At 49.2% G+C, this 20,400-nt stretch carries 19 protein-coding genes; 15 read left to right on the top strand and 4 right to left on the bottom strand.

The genetic code is table 11. The annotated features are described in order from the left end of the window. The first annotated feature begins 61 nt into the window (after positions 1 to 61). Genes pabC through MHM95_RS02570 form a run of 7 tightly spaced genes read left to right on the top strand, consistent with a single transcriptional unit; the run spans position 62 to position 6,384 of the window. A complete protein-coding gene (pabC, locus tag MHM95_RS02600; protein WP_239384141.1) occupies positions 62 to 874 on the top strand; it encodes an aminodeoxychorismate lyase in 813 nt (270 codons plus the stop codon). Next, the gene (gene mltG / locus MHM95_RS02595) at positions 874 to 1,863 is read left to right on the top strand and encodes an endolytic transglycosylase MltG (RefSeq protein ID WP_239384140.1); all 990 of its coding nucleotides are present in this window, start codon (positions 874 to 876) and stop codon (positions 1,861 to 1,863) included. Before pabC ends, mltG begins: the two co-directional genes overlap by 1 nt. Continuing rightward, on the top strand, positions 1,853 to 2,476 hold the full coding sequence (gene tmk, locus MHM95_RS02590; protein WP_130147591.1) for a dTMP kinase: 624 nt from the start codon (positions 1,853 to 1,855) through the stop codon (positions 2,474 to 2,476). Before mltG ends, tmk begins: the two co-directional genes overlap by 11 nt. After that, positions 2,476 to 3,375 carry a DNA polymerase III subunit delta' gene (gene holB / locus MHM95_RS02585; RefSeq protein WP_022945951.1) on the top strand — a complete coding sequence of 300 codons (900 nt, stop codon included), beginning with the start codon at positions 2,476 to 2,478 and terminating at the stop codon, positions 3,373 to 3,375. The genes tmk and holB overlap by 1 nt, the downstream gene beginning before the upstream one ends. Positions 3,376 to 3,388: 13 nt before the next feature. Beyond that, a complete protein-coding gene (locus MHM95_RS02580) occupies positions 3,389 to 3,715 on the top strand; it encodes a PilZ domain-containing protein (RefSeq protein WP_022945950.1) in 327 nt (108 codons plus the stop codon). Between the two features lie 34 nt (positions 3,716 to 3,749). Then, on the top strand, positions 3,750 to 4,529 hold the full coding sequence (locus tag MHM95_RS02575; protein WP_045978422.1) for a YchF/TatD family DNA exonuclease: 780 nt from the start codon (positions 3,750 to 3,752) through the stop codon (positions 4,527 to 4,529). Positions 4,530 to 4,548: 19 nt separating this feature from the next. Beyond that, entirely contained in the window at positions 4,549 to 6,384 is a 1,836-nt protein-coding gene (locus MHM95_RS02570; RefSeq protein WP_239384138.1) for a metallophosphatase, read from the top strand. Between the two features lie 3 nt (positions 6,385 to 6,387). Here the strand turns inward: MHM95_RS02570 and MHM95_RS02565 are convergent, their stop codons facing one another. Beyond that, positions 6,388 to 6,705, bottom strand: a complete 318-nt coding sequence (locus MHM95_RS02565) for a hypothetical protein (protein ID WP_045978420.1) — start codon at positions 6,703 to 6,705, stop codon at positions 6,388 to 6,390. Between the two features lie 305 nt (positions 6,706 to 7,010). Here MHM95_RS02565 and MHM95_RS02560 point away from each other — a divergent pair, with 305 nt between their 5' ends. After that, positions 7,011 to 7,160: a hypothetical protein gene (locus tag MHM95_RS02560; RefSeq protein ID WP_235418888.1), complete on the top strand. Its 150-nt coding sequence runs from the start codon at positions 7,011 to 7,013 to the stop codon at positions 7,158 to 7,160. Between the two features lie 146 nt (positions 7,161 to 7,306). On the opposite strand, the gene MHM95_RS02555 is transcribed toward MHM95_RS02560, so the two are convergent. Continuing rightward, complete coding sequence (locus tag MHM95_RS02555) at positions 7,307 to 8,116, bottom strand: polysaccharide deacetylase family protein (protein WP_239384137.1); 810 nt, start codon at positions 8,114 to 8,116, stop codon at positions 7,307 to 7,309. A gap of 539 nt (positions 8,117 to 8,655) precedes the next feature. After that, positions 8,656 to 10,098, bottom strand: a complete 1,443-nt coding sequence (rsmF, locus tag MHM95_RS02550; RefSeq protein ID WP_239384135.1) for a 16S rRNA (cytosine(1407)-C(5))-methyltransferase RsmF — start codon at positions 10,096 to 10,098, stop codon at positions 8,656 to 8,658. Between the two features lie 229 nt (positions 10,099 to 10,327). On the opposite strand from rsmF, the gene MHM95_RS02545 reads away from it, so the two are divergent. The 6 genes from MHM95_RS02545 (at position 10,328) to azu (ending at position 17,576) form a co-directional block, all read left to right on the top strand. Next, positions 10,328 to 11,014, top strand: coding sequence for a GntR family transcriptional regulator (locus tag MHM95_RS02545; RefSeq protein ID WP_022945943.1), 687 nt, complete (start codon positions 10,328 to 10,330; stop codon positions 11,012 to 11,014). Between the two features lie 24 nt (positions 11,015 to 11,038). Next, positions 11,039 to 11,917 (top strand): methylisocitrate lyase, encoded by an 879-nt coding sequence (gene prpB, locus MHM95_RS02540; protein ID WP_239384134.1) that lies wholly within the window; start codon positions 11,039 to 11,041, stop codon positions 11,915 to 11,917. Between the two features lie 42 nt (positions 11,918 to 11,959). Next, positions 11,960 to 13,084 (top strand): 2-methylcitrate synthase, encoded by a 1,125-nt coding sequence (prpC, locus tag MHM95_RS02535; protein ID WP_138507879.1) that lies wholly within the window; start codon positions 11,960 to 11,962, stop codon positions 13,082 to 13,084. A 57-nt stretch (positions 13,085 to 13,141) separates the two neighbouring features. Further along, positions 13,142 to 15,730 carry a Fe/S-dependent 2-methylisocitrate dehydratase AcnD gene (gene acnD / locus MHM95_RS02530; RefSeq protein WP_045978415.1) on the top strand — a complete coding sequence of 863 codons (2,589 nt, stop codon included), beginning with the start codon at positions 13,142 to 13,144 and terminating at the stop codon, positions 15,728 to 15,730. A gap of 43 nt (positions 15,731 to 15,773) precedes the next feature. Further along, on the top strand, positions 15,774 to 16,943 hold the full coding sequence (prpF, locus tag MHM95_RS02525; protein ID WP_239384133.1) for a 2-methylaconitate cis-trans isomerase PrpF: 1,170 nt from the start codon (positions 15,774 to 15,776) through the stop codon (positions 16,941 to 16,943). A 192-nt stretch (positions 16,944 to 17,135) separates the two neighbouring features. Further along, positions 17,136 to 17,576 (top strand): azurin, encoded by a 441-nt coding sequence (gene azu / locus MHM95_RS02520; RefSeq protein ID WP_022943820.1) that lies wholly within the window; start codon positions 17,136 to 17,138, stop codon positions 17,574 to 17,576. Positions 17,577 to 17,623: 47 nt separating this feature from the next. On the opposite strand, the gene MHM95_RS02515 is transcribed toward azu, so the two are convergent. Further along, a complete protein-coding gene (locus tag MHM95_RS02515) occupies positions 17,624 to 18,526 on the bottom strand; it encodes an AraC family transcriptional regulator (RefSeq protein ID WP_239384132.1) in 903 nt (300 codons plus the stop codon). A 138-nt stretch (positions 18,527 to 18,664) separates the two neighbouring features. Between MHM95_RS02515 and MHM95_RS02510 the strand changes: the two genes are divergently transcribed. Then, positions 18,665 to 20,185, top strand: a complete 1,521-nt coding sequence (locus MHM95_RS02510) for an aldehyde dehydrogenase family protein (RefSeq protein ID WP_239384131.1) — start codon at positions 18,665 to 18,667, stop codon at positions 20,183 to 20,185. Positions 20,186 to 20,400 lie beyond the last annotated feature (215 nt).

Here is a 20,400-nt window from a genome sequence, read left to right as displayed (position 1 = left end):
GCGTAGACCGCACTAGGGCGATACTGGTACTATAAGCTCGGTTATGACCGAGCTTTTTTATATGGATAAAACAATAATAAACGGCCAAGTGGCCACTTCTTTGAGTATCAATGATCGTGGGTTGAATTATGGTGATGGTTTTTTTACCACCGCTAAAGTCAGCCAGCGTCAGGTTGAACTGTGGCCTTTGCATATTGCTCGGTTGCAACAGTGTGCAACTCGCTTAGGTTTCCCTGAATTAGACATAGCTGCGCTCGAAGGAGACGTAGATGCTTTAATAGCAATGGCTCCAAGCGATGATTATGTTCTTAAAATAGTGTACACACGCGGCAGTGGCGGGCGTGGTTATGCTCCTCCAACAGATGCCCACATCCAGCGTATTGTGCGATTAATGCCGTACCCCACTCAGTATCAAACATTGGCAGAGACCGGCTTGAGCTTGTCGATTGCGCAGACCCGTTTAGCACAGCAACCGCTGTTAGCAGGGTTGAAAACGCTTAATCGTTTGGAGCAAGTATTGGTGAAGCAAGAAGCCGCAAAAGCACCCAGTGATGATATGCTAGTACTTGATACAACCGATAATGTTATTGAGACTTCCAGCGCTAATTTGTTGCTGTATCAACAAGGCCAGTGGTTTACTCCAAAACTCGACCAAGCGGGAGTAAAAGGGGTGTATTTAACGCATTTAAGCCAACATTTAGCTGTGTGCGAGCAACGTGTAAACTTGGCCACACTCTTCAGTGTGGATGCCTTGTATTGTTGCAATAGTTTGATGGGAGTGATCCCTATAAAGCGCTTGGCGCATCACGACTACAATGTAGATATTAGTAAAAGCGTGCTCACCAAAGCACTGAATAATAAGGGATTGGGTTAATGTTACGGGTGGTCATATCGGTGTTGTTGTTAGCCATTGTTGCGACGGCAACGGGTTACTATCAAATTAAACAAGCTATGGTGGCACCACTGCATTTACCTGAATCTCAGTTGGTGGAGGTACACAGTGGCACCGGGTTCAATCAACTGTGCCGCCAGTGGCAGCAAAAGCAATGGCTTGATAGCTGCTGGCGATTCCAAGTATTAGCCAAGCTTGACCCCACGTTAACTGATCTTAAAGCTGGACTTTATCAGCTCAATCCAGGCACTGCACTTGCCGCATTTAGACAAATTAGCCAAGGCAAAGAGCACCAGTTTAGCTTCACCATTATTGAAGGCGACAACCTGCGCCAGGTGCTAAGTCGACTTCAGCGCGCTCCCTATATAGAAAAGCCGTTGCATTGGGGCGACGAATTTCTTGGAAAGCCACTGGATGAGCAGTTGGAAGGGCGCTTTTTTCCCGATACGTATCATTATCATGGCGGAGACCATGCCGTGCAGTTGCTGACTCGCGCCTATCGTAAAATGGAAATTGAATTAGACCAAGCGTGGCAGCAACGTAGTAGCAGTTCGCCACTCAATAGTGCTGATGAGGCATTAATTTTAGCCTCAATTATAGAGAAAGAAACCGGTGTTGCTGGGGAGCGGCCGTTAATTGCATCGGTGTTTGTTAACCGTCTTAACAAAGGCATGCGCTTGCAGACTGATCCTACGGTTATCTATGGTATTGGCCCTGAATTCGATGGCAATATTACCCGCGCCCATCTACGTGAAAAAACGCCATATAATACCTATCGTATTGATGGCTTGCCGCCTACCCCCATTGCCATGCCGTCAAAAGCGGCCTTAGTGGCTGCGGTGCAACCGCAACAATCAGACTATTATTATTTTGTCGCCAAGGGCGATGGCAGTCATCAGTTTTCTAAACGGCTTGAAGATCATAACCGAGCCGTACGTCAGTATCAGTTAAAGAGTCGAAATGACAGCTAAGTTTATTGTAATTGAAGGCCTTGAGGGGTCGGGAAAGTCGACGGCAATGAAAATTTGCGCCGACACGTTGGCGCGCGCCAACATTGACTATATTACTACCCGCGAGCCCGGTGGCACGCCCGTGGCTGAGCAGCTGCGCACTATTGTTAAACATGCAGAGAAAGAATCCATTAGTACGCAAACCGAGTTACTATTGATGTACGCTGCACGCTCGCAGCTATTGGAAAATGTGATTCGCCCGGCGCTTGCCAGTGGCCAATGGGTGCTTGGCGATCGTCACGATTTATCATCACAGGCTTATCAAGGTGGCGGTCGACAAATTTCTTGTGAAGTGATGAACTTCCTTAGCCAGTATGTACTGGCCGATACTCGCCCTGATCTTACTGTGTATTTAGACATCGAACCTGCTTTAGGTCTGGCTCGTGCTCGAGGCCGAGGTGAGTTAGATCGCATCGAGCGTGAAGACTTAAGTTTTTTTGAACGAACACGCGCGCGCTATCTTGAACTTGCTGAACAGGATGAACGCATTGTTGTTATTGATGCCTCTCAAGCAATTGAAAAAGTGCATCAGGATATTGAGCAAACGCTCTGTGAGTTTATAGCGAGACGATAATGTACCCATGGTTAAGTGCTATTGGGCAACAGTATGCCCGCCAGTTTGCGCAAGGGCGTTTGCATCACGCACATCTACTCTATGGTCCACAGGGCGTTGGCAAGAGGGCACTTGCTGAGTATTTAAGTGAGGCGCTGTTATGTCACCATAATGAGGGCATGCACCCCTGTGGACAATGCAAAAGCTGTCAGCTCAACCAAGCAGGCACACACCCAGATAGCTTAGTGTTGAGCGATGAGGGGGCCTCTATCGGGGTCGACAGTGTCCGCGCCATTAGTGATTTCGTGCATCACAGTGCGCAACAAGGCGGGGCTAAGTGTATCATTGTCCCTGAGGCTCAACGCATGACGGTGGCGGCCAGTAATGCTTTGTTGAAAACCTTGGAAGAGCCTAACGCGCACTGTTACCTGTGGCTATTAAGTTCAGACAGTGCCACGTTGCCGGCAACTATACTAAGCCGCTGTGCTAAGCAACACGTATATGTGGATGATGAGCATGCAGTGCAGCAGTGGCTAACTCACCATGCGGCGATGGCAATGGCAAGCGCCTTTGCAAAGCACTTTATCTCGCAACCTTTGTTACTAAAGCACTGGCAAGATAATGATGAGCTAGAGCAAATTCAAACCTTGTATCAGGCAGTTAGCCAGCTACAAAATGGCACAGATGGGCACAAGTTAGTTGATATTTTGACGCAAAACTCACAATATATTGCTATCTTTAGGCTGTTTGTCAGCCAATTTTTATTGCAACAGTCTCAAAAAGGGGCCAGTTTTGCGTCGCTGCAACGTTGTGAACAGCAATTACAACGCTTTAGTGAAACGTTAACACAGACCTCAGGGCTGAATATTACTTTGGCGGTGTCGCAGTTGCTGCGCACCCTAAGACGAGAATTCCAATAATAAAGGAGCCAATGTGCAAGAGCTACTTGTAGAATTAGACGATTTGGATGAGTTGTATCGTTGTTATATGCCTTATATAAAAAGTGGCGGCTTGTTCGTGCGTACCAACATGAATTACGAAATGGGCCAATCGCTGGCGCTACGCGTTACCTTGCCAGACTCGCTCGAAGACGATGTGGTCACCGGGAAAGTCGTATGGGTGACGCCTATTGGCGCGCAGAGCTCTAACCCCCCGGGTATCGGCATCGGTTTTATCGACGATAAGACGCATGTGCGCGACAAGATCGAAAAAATGCTCGGCACTATGTTAAACTCCGGCAATCCAACGTACACCATGTAAGGCCCAAGGCCTTACATCAACCAAGCAGTATTCCATGATTGTAGATTCGCATTGCCACCTCGATAAACTTGACTTTGATAAGCTAGACACTGACTTAGACGGTGTTTTACAACAGGCGCGAGAGCGTGATGTTGAACACTTTTTGTGTGTTAACGTGACCTTGGATAAATTTCCACAAATGCTTGAGACGATTGCTCCTTACAGCGATGTATCGGCATCTTGTGGGGTGCATCCATTGGACCAAAAAGACGCGCTCAATATTGACCAGCTCCGACAATTGGCTGCCAGTGATAAGGTCGTTGCCGTTGGTGAAACCGGTCTTGATTACTACTACAGTGCTGAAACCAAGCCAGTACAACTAGAGAGTTTTGTCGGCCACATTGATGTCGCCAACGAGTTGGATAAACCGCTTATTATTCACACCCGAGATGCGCGCGAGGATACCATCAACCTCATGCGCGAACACCACGCTGAACGCTGTGGTGGCGTGTTGCATTGCTTTACTGAAGATTACGACATGGCAAAAAAAGCCATGGATTTGGGCTTTTATATCTCTATCTCCGGAATTGTGACATTTCGCAATGCTGAGCAGTTACGTGATGTCGTTAAGCAAATTCCGCTCGACAGGTTACTGATTGAGACCGACTCGCCTTATTTGGCACCGGTGCCGCATCGTGGAAAAACCAATCAGCCTGCGTATGTGCAGGATGTAGCTTACTTTATTGCTGAGCTTAAAGGCATCAGTTATAAAGAGCTGGCAACGGCCACTACAGACAACTTTTATCGCTTGTTCAACCGTATTCCTCGGCGTTAATTAGGGTAGGGCCGGCGCAATGACATCGTTACCTGTGTTGCTTTTAGGCCCTGTAGTACGCCGCGCTGAAAAACAACAGATACGTATCCAACTAGCGACGTCCCAGGCGTTAGAGCCAGTGTTTAAGCTTCATCAGCACCCCAGTGAGCAACACACCGAAACACTGCGCCTGGGAGAGCATTTATACCTCCATAACTGCACCCTTACGCCAGTGAATGGCGCATTTAGTACCGAGATATCCATAGCCTATAAGCTGTATTTTGGCTCCGAAGCCCATGACTTGGGTGACTATTGCTACGCTGATGCAACACTGCCAAGTCTATTGATCCCGGAGCAACTGCGCTCTGTGCTTCACGGCTCCTGCCGCAACCCTCATCACTACAGTGAAGATGCCCTCATGCAGGGCGATAAGCTAATGCAGCAAAGTCATAGTAATGCCGAGAAAAGACCCCAGCTGTTGCTCCTTAGCGGCGATCAAATTTATGCTGACGACGTGGCTGGGCCGATGCTGCTGGCTATCCACCAGCTGATTGAGCGTCTCGGCATTTATCGCGAGGGTGAGCAGCTGATAGCGCTCAGCCAACAAGTACAAGATGACTTGTATAACCGTGCTTGTAAATTGCCTCATACGCCATGGCAAAAGCGCTCGAAGTGGCAATTAGGCTATTGGTTGCGCCGCGACGAGCCGCACTTTAGTAGTGTCAAAAGTGCCAACCACTTAGTGCATTTTGAAGAATTCATAGCGCTTTACCTATTGAGTTTGGGAGCACCGTGTTGGCAACTAATCGACACCGAGCAACTCCAACTCAGTGACAGTCACCCCCATTACCAAACCTTCCAACAAGAGCGCACCCACGTGCTTGATTTTGCTGCCTCGCAGCCTTATGCGGCGCGGCTATTTGCTCATGTGTCGAGTTTGATGATTTTTGACGACCATGATGTGACTGATGATTGGAACCTTACCGCAAATTGGGAGCAAGCGGTGTATACCCACCCGGCTAGCCGTGCGATTATCGGCAACGCCATGCTCAGCTATGCGTTGTTTCAGGGTTGGGGGAACTGCGCCAGTGACACGCCATGGCCGTTCTTTGAGGCATTGAAAAAAGCCCGAGGGGATGGCTTTTGGCATTTAGCGCCACTGTATAAGCCATTATTAAACTACGACTATTGGCACTATGAACTGCCAACTAGCCCTAAGGTTGTGGTACTTGACACGCGTACCCACCGCTGGCGTAACGAACAAGATTTTAACGAGCCTTCAGGGCTACTGGATTGGCAGCGACTACTGGAGTTGGAGAACAGTCTTCAGGGCTCGGAGCAAGTATTACTGGTATCGCCTGCGCCGGTATTTGGGGTTAAGTCCATTGAAGCTATTCAAGCTGTGTTTACTCTGTGTAATCAGCCGCTGGTGGTGGATTGTGAAAACTGGATGGCACATGAGGGATCAGCTAAAAAGCTGCTGAATATTTTCCGCCGTTTGGATACGCCCCAGGAAACCATCATTCTCTCTGGCGACGTTCATTATTCGTTTTGTTTTTCGGTGCGGGCGCGTTTCTCCGAACGAGAAAACCGCATTTGGCAACTAACCGCCAGCGGCATTAAAAACGAATTTCCACGAAAGCTTATTAACGTGCTCGACAAGCTTGATTCGATTTTGTACTCACCACGAAGCCCACTGAATTTATTCACTAAACGCTGGCAAATGAAAGTTGATAAACACGACACCACCTCGGGACCACAAAAGCATTTGGTCAGTCATGCAGCGATTAGTCTTGTGGAGCTAGAGCACGGCAAATTGTGTCGTTATCGACTGTTACACAGTGACGGCAGTGTCACCGAATATGAGCTAGATTAGCCCTTAGCTACGCTGTAGGCACTGAATAATGCTTTGCGCCAAAACTAAGCTGGTTTGCGGTAAAGTGCTAAGAGAGTTTGCTAGCGGTTGATAGTTTTCGTCGCTGTTATTACAGGTATCTAGAAGAGTGAGCTTGGGCGCTGCAGCAGAATAGCTGCGCTGCTGTAAAAATGCGTAACTGTCTGAGTCTTTGCTGTATTTGGGCGCCACTTGCGCGTGCATTTGTGCATCAATACTGCGCTCAACCAAAATTGGAGGGATCACACCGATAAGACCAAATAGACCAAATGCGTACACTGTGTTTATTATTTTATCCTTCATCGCTGTTTTCCTCTGTGTTTGTAAAGTTTTCGCGGACATTGAAATTTTTATCAATAAATGTCGCTAAATAGCGACATTTTTCGCCTTTGCACGGTTAAGTATCAAAAACAGTGCCAACTTAGTTCAACGTGTTCTATTCGCGCTGATAATAGTGTGAAAGCTCCTGTTGGCGACCTGGATAAAGTGGCAAAAGCTCGACTTCCCCCCAATGTGCTGGTGAAAAGGCCAGCAAAGTGCAAACATAGATTGGTGATGTACGCATTTCATTCGCTAAAGATGATCAACCAGAGGCTAAAGCACAAGTGATGCGCTTTGAAAATGGTGAAACAGTGATGCAGGGAGATGTGACTATTGTGCTCAACAATGCCGTGGCGTTAGCAGATAAAGTAACTTACATATCGTCAAAGAGTGGTTTGATTGCAAAAGCAGATAAAGTGGCGGTTAACTTTAAGTGATTGGCAACGCCTTGACTAAGGTGTACGCATGCTCGCAGCATTAGTGCGAGCGATAAGACAATATAACTATCTGAGCTAGCTGAGGATATGGTCATAACTGACTAAGTTCAGGTTGGACGCCTTGTTAACCTGAAGTCCAACCGAAGTTATGGAGCCGTACGATTACTGCGTACATAGTCGGCGACCTCGCTAACAGTGCCTACCCAAAAGCCATTGTCGGGGTCGTTAATATACGCGAGCAGTTGCTCCAACGCTTGTGTGTCGACGGTATAAGGGCCCCGTTTGCCAATATCGTGGCCTGCTAAGATAATCCAGCTGTTATTCTCGCGATAGCGCTCCAGTAACTTTTTGATTTGCGCAAAACGCAGACCATCAATACGTATACCAGTGAGCTGGGCAAAGTCGGTAAAGTTGGGATTGTTGGCAGTTTCATCATTCCAAGTGCGGCCGGTGTCAAACAGGGTCGCTACCAAGGGCACATAGCTTTGTGTGCCTTTACCCCGGCCAACAAAAGTATGACCACAGGGGTAGGCAAACGCGTGAGGGGTCACACCTAAATGTTTCTTAAAATAGTGGTTAGCCTCTTTAATGTCGTTCTCTAACCAGGCTAGGGTGGTCTGCTCTAGAGACAGGCCTTTTTTACGCAGCCATTCAAAGTTACCTGAGCACAAATGGTGGCTTGTGTGATTGCCCAATTCATGGCCATTGTTAATCGCCGCTTGCCACTGCGCTAAGCGCTCAGCAATGGGCTCAGGTTGGGCATAGAAAGTCGCTTTTACTTGGTATTTGTCTAAAATGGCCATGCCCACATCAACTTGAGAGTGGCGACCATCATCAAAACTTAGACTGATGGCATTGGGCTTCCCATTGGGGTAGCTAAACCCGCTATAAAGACCGCTTTGTTGATCTTGGGCCTTTGCTTTTGCGTCACTCATTCCCAGCGCAGCACTCAGCATAGCAGTTACCAACAAAACTTTTCGCACAACCATAATAACTCACTCCCCATCAGAACCTTATGCCACTATATTAACGGAGTGTGGGCGCGGCTAGAGAAAAAGGGTAAAAGCAAAAAATTTCATGTTCGTAGTGCCTTATTTGGGGGAACGGGCGCACTGTGTTATTGCTCAGGTAAGGAGTAGACTGCTATGGGCGGCTAGACGTGTCCAATCAACCGAAGGTTGAGGGAAGCTGCTTTAACTTTCAATGCTTTAAAATATTAGAGTCGGCTTTCAAAGAAACATGAGGCGAAAAAATGCCCAGGACGAATCCGCATTGTCCTGGGCCCAGGGGAATGGCTCATGATGAGCCGTGCGCTAACTAATAAACTTTACACATTCATACGGGAGAAGCGAAAGTTCTTATAATTGTAGTTAACGCCGGGCGAAAATGGAAATAAAAACCTAGTATTAAATTACTATAAAAAACAACTTATTAACTAAACTCTGTAAATAATTGTAAAAAACTGGCCAGTGTTTCTTAACCGTTTATTACCAAGTTATACCCAAGTTATTAACTGCCCATCCATCACTAAATCGCGGGCCAGCGCATTCTTAATTTTCTGCCCTTGCCATTTACCTAAGCCTACGGGCGCGCCGTTAAGCTTGAGGATCACCTCACCTTTGTGCTTGCTCGGCTCATCTAAGCGGATATCCTGACCGTGAAAGTACTGCTGAGCTTGCTGTGGGTTTAGCGCCATGGTATTGCGCGTTGCATACTGGCCTAAACAGGTTGCGAACTCATGCTCTAGCCGCACCCCATTTCTGTGAGTGGTGCCTATTTGAATACCAATGCGCGAGTATTTAATGGCTGTAAATAATTGCTCATCGTCGATGTCGGGGAACAACCATACTTCCTTATCGCGTTGCATCAGTCGGCCAGCTAATTTACCCATGGCAAACTGTTGCTGCACATGTTGCTGCAGTTGCTGTTGGGCCTTTTTCTCCATTGCCGTAAAAGGAAAGCGACCTTTTTTGGTTTTCGGCGTACTGCTACTTTGGCTACCCAACTTTTTAAAGCGGGCGATAAAGAAGCCTTCACTATCGAAAAGCTGTGGCCACACATGTAAATAGCCATGCTCAGTGCAGGCTTTGTCGGCATCAGGGAACAGCCCATGCAAGGGGTCAATCTCGATAAGCCCTGGAAATTGGGCGAGCAAATACGCGCATACCGCATGATTTTCTACCGGGGTCAGTGTACAGGTAGAATAAACTAGTGTACCGCCGGGTTTTAAAGCATGAAATGCGCTTTTGATCAGCGTTTTTTGCACGTCGCTAATATCAATATTGGATTGCAGTGACCAGTTCTTTAATGCATCTGGGTCTTTGCGCACGGTGCCTTCACCGGAGCATGGTGCATCGAGCAAAATGGCATCAAAGCTTTCCTGCATATAATCGCCAAAAACGGCACCATCAAAGTGCGATAAGCCAACATTGCGAGCGCCCACTCGTTTGAGTGTGGCACTGAGTGTTTTTAGCCGTGATGATGACAGTTCGTTGGCCACCAGCAAGCCTTGGTTATCTAATAGCGCCACTAGCTGCGAGGTTTTACTGCCTGGTGCCGCCGCCATATCGAGCACCGTTTCAGCGCCTTCAAGAGCGTCGGCTAGGGCCATCGGCGGCAACATGGAGCTGGCCTCTTGCACATAAATACAGCCACTTAAGTGAATGTCGGTGCGGCCAATGGGCAATGCCTGTTCTTCCTCTTGCGGGCGAGTGAGCCAAAACCCCTCAGGGCACCATGGAATAGCAGTAATGTGCCACTGTTTGTCGGCGCAATAATCGCGAAATGCTGCCACCGACATTTTTAATGTATTCACCCGTACCGCACGTTTCAGCGGGCGCTGGCAGGCAGCAACGAAGTCTTGTAATTGCAAGTGTTCGGGGAGGTAGGACGCAACGTCGTCCAAAAAGGCATCGGGAATATAAGTATGCTTATCCATCGCGATTTTAACTACAGCGGCTGTGACGGTGAGCTATAGTTTATCGCATCCGCTTTGGCATTGCTTTGCTTTTTAAGCTGTCGACACTTTTATGTAATAAAGCGAGTTTACAGTGTGTATAACGCTATAAACTGTGTTTATGTCGACAATTAAAGGTAGAGGTTATTGACAATTACCGGCATCGATCCCATAGTACAGGCCTAGATTGTCGACAATTTCGAGAAAAGCCGTGAGCGAACAGCTGCATTCACATCAACCTATTACTACTGCTGCCGATCAAGTGTTTGTTGATCTGCGCCGCGCTATTGTCGAGGGCGATATTGAGCAGGGCTCAAAAATATCCGAGCCCGAGCTGGCCAAACGCTTTGGGGTGTCACGTGCCACCCTGCGCGATGCTCTTAATCGCCTAGAGGCCTGTAATCTGGTCGAGCGCAAAGCCAACGTCGGTTGTCGCGTGGTGGCGCTTACGCCGGAGCGGTTAATTGAAGTCTATCAGGTACGCGCCGCACTCGAGGGGCTAGCCTGTCGCCTTGCCGCCGAAAACATGGCTGATGAAGAAATTGCCTCGCTGAAAGGCTTATTGAATAAACACCTTAACGAGCAACGTGTTAAAGAAGGCGAATCCTATTACCAAGAAGCGGGTGACTTGGATTTCCATTATCGCATTATTAAAGGCTCTAAAAACGAGCATTTATTCAACTTGTTATACAACGACCTATACCAGTTGATCCGCATGTATCGGGTGCAAATGGGAATGACAGGGCCAAGGGTATCTAAAGCCTTTGACGAACACCTTGCCATTATTAATGCCATTGACAATCGCGATGGCGAGCTTGCCGAGTTGCTGATGAAACGTCATATCAGCTACTCCATGAATAATATTGAAAATAAGTTTAACGCGGCCCACTCAGGGTAACCGCGCATCTAACAGGAGAACCCCATGTCCGCAGGAAAGAAATTTAGACAAGCATTGGCGGCAAACAAGCCGTTGCAAGTAGTGGGCACCATCAATGCTTACTGCGCCATTATGGCCAAACAACTGGGTCATCAGGCAATTTACCTCTCAGGTGGTGGCGTAGCCAACGCCTCTTATGGGTTGCCCGATTTGGGCATGACCTCATTGAACGACGTAATTGCCGATGTGCAACGTATTACTTCGGCCTGTGACTTACCTCTGTTGGTCGATATCGATACCGGTTGGGGCGGCGCATTCAATATCGCTAAAACCATTCGCGATATGGAAAAAGCTGGGGCCGCAGCGGTGCATATGGAAGATCAGGTGGCGCAAAAGCGCTGTGGTCACCGCCCGAATAAAGAAATCGTCTCAGTTGACGAGATGGTTGATCGCATTAAAGCCGCCGTTGATGCGCGCACCGACCCTGACTTTTTCATTATGGCGCGCACCGACTCGTTTGCTCAAGAAGGTCTAGAGGCCGCCATTGAACGGGCAAAAGCCTACGTGGCCGCCGGTGCCGATGGCATATTCGCAGAAGCGGTGCAAACCGAGGAGCACTATCGCGCCTTTGCTGAGGCCCTTGATGTGCCGATTCTCGCCAATATTACCGAGTTTGGTAAAACCGAGCTTTGGAATCGCAAAGAGCTAGGCGAGTGGGGCGTGGATATGGTGCTTTACCCGCTGTCGGCGTTCCGTGCTATGAATAAAGCGGCGGAGAATGTGTATAAATCAATTCTTGAAAATGGCGACCAAAAAGCGGTACTAGATGAGATGCAAACACGCATGGATCTGTACGGTTATTTGGGCTATCACGAATACGAGAAAAAGCTCGACGCCTTGTTTGCCGAAGGCAAAAACAAGTAACGCATTGACAGTTTCAACAGGAAAAAATTCAGGAGCAAGAAAATGGTAGATAAAGCATTAGGTGGCGCAGGCTTGCGCGGACAAGTGGCCGGCGAAACGGCGTTGTGTACAGTAGGTAAAAGTGGCTCAGGGCTGACCTATCGTGGTTACGATATCAGTGAGCTGGCTGATAAGGTGCAATTTGAAGAAGTGGCGTATTTATTATCACGCGGCGAGTTGCCTAACCAAGGCCAGCTGGTTGAATACAAAGCCAAACTAAAGTCGCTACGGGGCCTACCGCAAGCACTGAAAAGCGTATTAGAGACCATCCCTAAAGATGCACACCCGATGGACGTAATGCGTACCGGCTGTTCTATGCTTGGTAACCTAGAAACCGAAACTGATTTCGCCAATGCCGATGATGCTATCGACCGCATGGTGGCTATTTTCCCAAGCATTATCTGTTATTGGTATCGCTTTACCCATGACGGTGTGCGTATTGACGTAGAAACCGATGATGACACTGTGGGGGCGCACTTCTTACACTTGTTACATGACAAAGCGCCGTCACAACTGTTTGCCGACGTAATGAATGTGTCGTTGATCCTTTATGCTGAGCATGAATTTAACGCCTCAACCTTTACCGCTCGTGTGTGTGCTTCAACCTTGTCAGACATTCATTCATGCGTAACCGGCGCTATAGGCTCATTGCGTGGTCCACTGCATGGCGGTGCCAATGAAGCGGCGATGGATATGATTGAAGGCTTTAAAGACGCCGAACATGCCGAGCAAGAGTTAATGGGCATGCTGGCACGAAAAGACAAAATCATGGGCTTTGGCCACGCCATTTATCGTGAGAGTGACCCACGTAATGTGATCATTAAAAAATACTCAGAGCGCTTGGCGAAAGAGGTGGGCGATGAGGTGCTTTACCCCGTGTCGGTGCGCTGTGAAGAAGTAATGTGGCGCGAGAAAAAGCTGTTCTGTAATGCCGATTTCTTCCATGCCTCGGCGTATCACTTTATGGGCATCCCCACGAAGCTATTCACGCCTATTTTCGTGATGAGTCGCGTTACTGGCTGGACTGCTCATGTTAAAGAGCAGCGTGCCAATAACCGTATTATCCGTCCAAGCGCCGAATATACTGGCCCGGATTCTCGTCCCGTGCCCGCGATGAGCGAGCGCTAAGCACCGTTTCTTTATGGCAGCCCTTGGGCTGCCTTTTTCTGCAATGTAGAGCGAATTATGAATTCTTTATACCGTAAGCCGCTGCCCAACTCGGATCTGATTTACTACGATACCCAAGAGGCGGTGGATGCCATTGAGCCGGGGGCTTATGCCAAGCTCCCTTACACCTCTAAAGTTCTGGCTGAGAACCTTGTGCGCCGCTGCGAACCAGCGCAGTTAACCGCAAGCTTAGAGCAACTTATTTACCGTAAACGCGATTTGGATTTTCCTTGGTACCCAGCTCGGGTGGTGTGTCACGATATTTTGGGGCAAACCGCGCTGGTGGATTTAGCTGGTTTGCGTGACGCTATCGCCGCGAAAGGCGGCGATCCGGCCAAGGTTAACCCTGTGGTGCCAACCCAGCTGATCGTTGACCATTCACTGGCGGTGGAACATGCAGGGTTTGAAGAAGATGCCTTTGAGAAAAACCGCGCCATTGAAGACCGTCGCAACGAAGATCGCTTCCACTTTATTAACTGGACCAAAACAGCGTTCAAAAACGTCGATGTGATCCCTCCGGGCAACGGCATTATGCACCAGATTAATCTCGAGAAGATGTCGCCGGTGATCCAAGCCCGTGATGGCGTTGCCTTTCCAGATACTCTAGTGGGCACCGATAGCCATACCCCGCATGTGGACGCGTTAGGCGTTATTGCCGTGGGCGTTGGCGGCCTAGAAGCCGAAAGTGTGATGCTCGGGCGAGCTTCTTATATGCGCTTGCCTGATATTGTTGGTGTGGAGCTAACCGGTAAGCCCCAACCGGGCATTACCGCAACCGACATTGTTCTGGCGCTAACCGAGTTTTTACGTCAGCAGCGTGTTGTTTCAAGCTACTTAGAGTTTTTCGGCGAGGGCGCAAGCCACCTTACTTTGGGCGATCGCGCCACCATTTCCAATATGACACCTGAATATGGTGCCACTGCGGCCATGTTCTATATCGATGAGCAAACCATTGATTACCTTAAACTCACCGGTCGCGATGACGAGCAGGTACAGTTAGTTGAGCAGTACGCGAAACACACAGGTTTGTGGGCAGATGCGATGACCCAAGCTCAGTATGAGCGGGTATTGCGTTTTGATTTAAGTGCCGTGGGTCGCAATTTAGCTGGGCCATCGAACCCTCATGCTCGCCTTGCGACCGCCGATTTGCAAGCACGAGGCATAGCCAAAGAAGTTGAGCAACAGCCTGGGCTAATGCCCGATGGAGCGGTGATCATTGCCGCCATCACTAGTTGTACCAATACCTCAAACCCACGTAATGTGATAGCTGCCGGCTTGTTAGCGCGTAACGCCAATAAACACGGTTTAATGCGTAAGCCTTGGGTGAAAACCTCACTGGCGCCGGGCTCTAAAGCGGTAAAACTCTATCTTGAAGAAGCCAATCTACTACCCGAGTTGGAGCAGTTAGGTTTTGGTGTGGTCGGTTTTGCCTGTACATCCTGTAACGGTATGAGTGGCGCACTCGACCCGCAAATTCAAAAAGAAGTGGTGGAGCGAGATCTATACGCCACTGCGGTGCTCTCAGGGAATCGTAACTTTGATGGTCGTATCCATCCCTACGCTAAGCAAGCGTTTTTAGCATCCCCGCCTTTGGTGGTCGCCTACGCCATTGCCGGTACCATTCGTTTTGATATTGAAAAGGATATTCTAGGTCACGATAGCGATGGCAATGCTATTACCTTAAAAGACCTATGGCCAAGCGATGAAGAAATCGATGCGGTGATTGCCAAGAGCGTTAAGCCGGAGCATTTCCGTCAGGTCTATGAGCCGATGTTCGATTTAAGTGTCGACTATGGCGAGAAAAACGACCCGCTCTATCAGTGGCGAGAAAAAAGCACCTACATTCGTCGTCCGCCCTACTGGGAAGGCGCGTTGGCAGCAGAGCGTACGCTCACGGATCTGCGCCCTTTAGCGGTATTGGGGGATAATATCACCACCGATCACCTGTCGCCATCAAACGCCATCCTCGCCAGCAGTGCGGCGGGGGAATACTTAGCGTCGATGGGGGTGCCGGAGGAAGACTTTAACTCTTATGCCACGCACCGTGGTGACCACCTAACCGCTCAACGGGCCACCTTTGCTAACCCAAGACTACGCAACGAAATGGCCGTGGTTGACGGGGAAGTGCAAGAGGGCTCACTGACGCGTTTAGAGCCGCAAGGCGAAGTCATGCGTATGTGGGAAGCAATAGAAACCTACATGCAGCGCAAACAGCCGCTGATTATCGTCGCTGGTGCTGATTATGGTCAGGGCTCATCACGAGACTGGGCCGCCAAAGGTGTACGCTTAGCGGGTGTGGAAGTGATCTTAGCCGAAGGCTTTGAGCGCATTCACCGCACCAACCTGATTGGTATGGGTGTGTTGCCGCTGGAGTTCAGTGCTGGTGAAAATCGCAAGACCTTGGCCCTTGATGGCAGCGAAACCTACAGTGTGGTGGGTGAGCCAGCACCAGGAGCCAGTCTTGAAGTGCGTATTACCCGTGCCAATGGCGACGAGCTCACAATTACCAGCAAATGCCGTCTCGATACCCAGGAAGAGCTGTCGATTTACAGCGCCGGCGGGGTATTGCAGCGCTTTGCGAAGGACTTCCTCGAGGCCACCACCTAGCAAAAATAGGTGGGCTGCGGCCCACCTTGACTGAGGTAGATAAATGTTACAACAAATAAAAATACCGGCCACATACATGCGCGGCGGCACCAGCAAAGGGGTGTTTTTCGCACTCAATGACTTACCTGAGCCAGCGCAACAACCCGGACCTTATCGTGATGCCTTGTTGCTCCGTGTTATTGGCAGTCCCGACCCCTATGGCAAGCACACCGATGGCATGGGTGGGGCGACATCCAGCACCAGTAAAACGGTGATCCTCTCAAAAAGCACGCAAGCCGAGCACGATGTTGACTATTTGTTTGGTCAAGTGGCCATAGATAAAGCATTCATCGATTGGAGCGGTAACTGTGGCAATTTAACCGCAGCGGTGGGCGCGTTTGCCATCAATAATGGCCTAGTCGATAACCACCGAATTCCTGAAAACGGCATCGCCGAGGTGCGTATTTGGCAGGCCAATATTGAAAAAACCATTATTGCCCATGTACCCATGCAAGACGGATTAGTGCAAGAGTTGGGTGATTTTGAGCTCGATGGCGTTACTTTTCCCGCCGCAGAGGTCAAAATTGATTTTATCTCGCCGGTGGGTGAAGGCGCAGTGCTACCAACGGGTAATGCAGTGGATAGCCTAGCGGTGCCGGGCGAAGGGGAGCTTAAAGCCAGCTTTATCAATGCCGGGATCCCCACCATTTTCGTTAATGCCGAGGCATTGGGCTATCGTGGCAATGAGTTGCAAGAGCATATTAATGGCGACCCTGAGGCGCTGGCTCGTTTTGAGCGTATCCGTGCCTATGGCGCCTTAAAAATGGGGCTCATCAAGAATATCGACGAAGCGCAAGCGCGTCAGCATACACCGAAAATTGCCATGGTGGCACCGCCGAGCGATTATACCGCTTCCAGCGGTAAAGCAATCAAGGGCGATGACATTGATGTGCAAGTACGCGCTTTATCAATGGGCAAATTACACCATGCGATGATGGGCACCGCCGCCGTAGCCATTGCTACTGCCGCTGCGATACCCGGCACCTTAGTGAATATTGCCGCCGGTGGGCAAACGCGCAACGGCGTGACCTTCGGACACCCCTCAGGGACTTTGCAGGTGGGAGCGAAGGTGACGATGCAATCCCAAGATTGTGACGTGCACAGCGTCAGCATGAGCCGCAGCGCGCGACGATTGATGGCAGGCTGGGTTTACGTTCCTGAACCGCAATCGTGACACTCAACTAAACCGAGCACCTTGAGGGTTGCTCGGTTTTTTTGTACCCAGAGCTGATCTCTGTTACCGTAACTGCCGTACTGAAAAACAGTCAATAAAGCTTTGCTATCAAGCGATTAAGGCTAATTCTGTTGCTTTTTTGGGTTTTATTTAATAATCTGAATGATAGCTATTAACATTACGGAGAAAGGTATGTTTAAATCTCTCACTGCCATTGCGGCTTTGTTCTTTTCGTCAATGACCTTTGCCAATTGCGAGTTTACCATCGAAGGTAACGACGCAATGCAATTCAACAAAAAATCAATGGAAGTCCCTAAAAGCTGTGAAACAGTTAAAGTCACGCTCAAGCACACAGGTAAGATCCCTAAGAAATCTATGGGCCATAACTGGGTGCTAACCACTAAAGGTGACATGCAGGCTGTAGCCAGTGCCGGTATGGGCGCGGGCTTAGATAACAACTACCTGCCTGCAGGTGATGAGCGCATTATTGCTGCTACCGACATCATTGGCGGCGGTGAGCAAACCACAGTGGAATTTTCTACCAAAGATATGAGTGCTGACGGCGAGTATATGTTTTTCTGCTCGTTCCCGGGTCACTCAGCGTTAATGAAAGGCACTTTCAAGCTTATCTAACGCCAAACAAGCCGAGCGTCCGCTCGGCTTTGCTCTCTTTCCCACCTTTACTTTTCGCTGTTGTGATTTTGCGCAATATAAGCGCTCGGCGCTTGTCCGTAGTACTGCTTAAAGCTGCGGCTGAAATGACTAATACTATTAAACCCACAGGCAAAGCAAGTTTCGGTGACGGCTTTAGAGCGCTCTAGCATTAAACCTGCATGTTCTAAACGGCGCTTAAGAATGTAAGCATGGGGAGTCATGCCCAAATGGCGGCGAAACTCACTAAAGAATTTGCTGCGGCTCATACAGGCGAGGCGAGCAAGGGTATCCACATCGAGTGGGGCGGCAATATGCTGCTCAATGTGGCTTAAGACTTGATGAAGAGCGGTTGCCTGCGGGTCGTGTAAAGCGCAGCGCAATAACGCGTGATGATCTTGTTCGCGCAGTAGCCGCACAATCAGCTCGGTGGTTGCCAGCTCAATCAGTAAGGCTCTATCGCTTTTATTTTCCGTAAATGCCCCGGCCAAGCGCTGGTAGATGGCCTCGGTGGTGGTGCTATGGGTAAGCTGCAGAGTCGCAGGTTGCTGATCCTGATAGCTGCACTGGGCGCTTAATGACATTTGCTCGGCTACATTGGCGATGCGCTCGGCGTCGACTTCAAGGGTCAGGCAACGGGTTGGACGCGCTAGGGTCGCTAATGGAAAGTCGATGTGCACCTGCTCATCGGCGGCGATAACAAAGCTTTGCCCTGGGGTGAAATCCCGCGCCTGCTGTAAGCTTTGGTGATGCATTACCTTTTTACCCTCGACCATGGCACAAAACATCAACTCATCGGTGCGAAAGGGGACTTGTTCACAGCGCTCAAAGGTTTCATACATGCACAATTGAATGCCAGGCGCATTCACGACACTGCGATGGTCAATAAGAGTGTGGACGCTGTCGAAAGCGCTAGGGTTGCCATATAACATGTTTAATTCCTTTGCTTTGTGCTTGCTCTAGCATGGCTAAAAAATGGACATTTAGTCAAGCGCTTTGGATGTAAAGACAACCGCTTCACGGGCAAAGTTGTGTAGTTTTGCAGTGATGCAACAACAAGGACAACAACGATGATATACGCAAATCCTAATACTCCCGGTGCGGTGGTTGATTTTAAGCCGCAATATGAGAACTACATTGGTGGTCAATGGGTAAGCCCGGTGCAAGGTCGGTATTTTGATAACACCACACCGGTGACTGGGGAGGTTATTTGTAAAATCCCGCAATCGTGTGCAAAAGACATTGAACTGGCCTTGGATGCGGCGCACCAAGCACAGCAATCATGGGGCAAAACATCGGTGACAGAGCGCAGCAACTTATTGCTGGCGATTGCTCAGCGGGTGCAAGAGCACAGCGAGCAGCTGGCCGTTGCTGAAACCTGGGATAACGGTAAAGCGGTGCGCGAGACGCTGAATGCCGATATTCCCCTGGTGGCCGATCACTTTCGGTATTTCGCCGGCTGTATTCGCGCTCAAGAGGGCAGCATTGGTGATTTAGATGAGCATATCGTGGCCTATCATTTTTACGAGCCTTTAGGGGTGGTTGGGCAAATTATTCCCTGGAATTTTCCGTTGTTGATGGCGGCGTGGAAACTAGCACCGGCACTGGCGGCAGGGAACAGTGTGGTGCTCAAACCGGCGGAGCAAACCCCAGTATCCATTTTGAAATTTATCGAACTCATTGGCGATATTTTGCCTGCGGGGGTACTTAATGTGGTCAATGGCTATGGCGCCGAAGCGGGTCAGGCATTGGCCAGCAGCACGCGCATTGCAAAAATTGCCTTTACTGGCTCGACCCCGGTGGGAGCGCATATTCTAAAGTGTGCCGCCGAGAATATCATTCCCTCCACGGTGGAGTTAGGCGGTAAATCTCCCAATGTCTATTTTGCCGATGTATTGAACCAAAGTGATGAATTTATCGATAAGTGCGTTGAAGGCGCCGTGCTGGCTTTTTTCAATCAAGGGGAAGTGTGTACTTGTCCATCGCGGTTATTAGTACAAGAGAGTATGTACGACGAATTTATCGCCCGGGTGATTGCCCGCACCAAGCAAATTAAACGCGGTAATCCGCTCGATACCGACACTATGGTTGGCGCTCAAGCCTCCCAGCAGCAATTCGATAAAATCATGAGTTACTTTAGCATCGGCAAAGAGGAAGGTGCCGAAGTGCTTATCGGCGGTGACGCCGAACGCTTCGACAATGAGCTTAATAATGGTTTTTATATTCAGCCGACCTTACTCAAAGGGCACAATCAAATGCGGGTGTTCCGCGAGGAAATCTTTGGTCCTGTGGTCAGTGTCACTACCTTTAAGGACGAACAGGAAGCGATTGCCATTGCCAACGATACCGAATTTGGGTTGGGCGCAGGGCTTTGGACGCGGGATATGAATCGTGCCTATCGGGTTGGCCGAGCCATTGAAGCGGGTCGGGTGTGGACCAATTGTTATCATCATTATCCTGCCCATGCCGCGTTTGGCGGTTATAAAAAATCGGGTGTTGGCCGCGAAACGCATAAGATGATGCTTGAGCATTATCAGCAAACCAAAAACCTACTGGTTAGCTATAGTGATAATGCCTTAGGGTTTTTCTAGCTTACAATAAGAAATGAGGGTAAGCATCGCTAAAGTGGTAGTAACCTAATTAGTTCAATACGGCTAATGAACAACGTTAGCCGTACTCATAACCATATAATGAGCCTCAAAGTTGTGTAGTTACATTCAAGTTTTAATTGGCCACCATTAAATTGTGAATTTCTTGCTTGCAAACTATACGCAACGAATATATAAGCTTGCTGTCCTATGCTAAT

Source organism: Pseudoalteromonas sp. CnMc7-15 (assembly GCF_022347925.1).
Taxonomy (GTDB): domain Bacteria; phylum Pseudomonadota; class Gammaproteobacteria; order Enterobacterales; family Alteromonadaceae; genus Pseudoalteromonas; species Pseudoalteromonas ruthenica.
This window is presented reverse-complemented; position numbering and strand designations above follow the sequence as displayed.